The organism is Sphingobacterium sp. 1.A.5 (genome assembly GCF_002734235.1).
GTDB classification, from domain to species: domain Bacteria; phylum Bacteroidota; class Bacteroidia; order Sphingobacteriales; family Sphingobacteriaceae; genus Sphingobacterium; species Sphingobacterium daejeonense.
Window position 1 is genome coordinate 1 of record NZ_PEBA01000058.1, and the last position, 691, is coordinate 691.

Below are 691 nucleotides of genomic sequence, written 5' to 3' on the forward strand. Positions count from 1 at the left end.
GGAGATGGATGGGCTATCGCCTGATCGCAGTTGACGGCTCCAACCTTGCCCTGGTGAACACACCTTCCCTGCAGGCCAACTTTGGCGGCCAGAGCAACCAGAACTCGAGCTTCGTGCAGGCAAAGACCTTCTATCACTACGATGTGCTGAACGACCTGGTGACCCATGCCTGCATAGCCCCATACCGGACCAGCGAGCTGACCCTGGCCTCCCATTGGATCGAGGAACTGCCCGTGGACTCCATTGCCATCTATGACAGGTACTATTCAACGTTCAAGATGTTYGCGCTCCATAGCTGGCAGGAGAGCGAGCGCAAGTTCGTGATCAGGGCGAAGGATTCGCTAGAGTTTGTCAAGAGGTTCCTGAAGACGGGAAAGGTTTCCCAGGTCATCGAGCTTGCCCCAACCCAGGCCTCCATCAGCGGCCTGCGCCAGAGCGGGTTCGCCACGGACAGCTCAACAAGGATCCGCATACGCTTGGTCAGGGTAGAACTGCAGTCGACCACGGAGGTGATCGCGACCAACCTATGGCAGGAAGAGGGGTTTGAAAACGATATGTTCGGGGACCTGTACTTCAGGCGCTGGGGAGTGGAGACGAACATCTCCAAACTGAAGAATACCATGCAGATGGAATCCTTCAGCGGGCTGACGGTGGAATCCGTCGAGCAGGATTTCTATGCAACTGTGATGAT

1 protein-coding gene is annotated in these 691 nt (G+C 56.2%); it reads left to right on the forward strand.

Annotated elements, in window-relative coordinates:
- Positions 1-691: IS4 family transposase (locus CRT24_RS16835; protein WP_144034606.1), on the forward strand; the 691-nt coding region annotated here is incomplete at both ends.